The organism is Alkalibacterium sp. s-m-28 (assembly GCF_054658175.1).
This window is the reverse complement of sequence record NZ_BAAGIQ010000459.1, coordinates 1-253: the sequence shown is the minus strand read 5'-3', so window position 1 is coordinate 253 and position 253 is coordinate 1. Positions and strand designations below refer to the sequence as shown.

The window sequence follows — 253 nt, the reverse complement described above, 5'->3', positions numbered from 1 at the left end:
GTATCTAACAAGTCTTGAACATGTTGTTCAGATAGTACTAACTCGTTCATTAATGTCTCTTTCAGACAGGCCATTACGAGAAACAGCGATTGCGCGAATCGAATGTTCTCCATTTCATCACAGCACAAATAAAACAGCTCACCGATGGTGCGCGGATCCTTCTCTTCACGGGATATTAAGGCGAACATCATATACCGGGTAAAAACAACCGCAGTATGGGCAACCATATTGTCATAATCACGAGCAGAAAATT

General features: G+C 41.9%; 1 pseudogene. It reads right to left on the bottom strand.

Annotation, left to right across the window (positions count from 1 at the left end):
- A pseudogene (locus tag ACYQ4S_RS12980) lies at nt 1-253 on the bottom strand (IS4 family transposase); the annotation flags it as partial.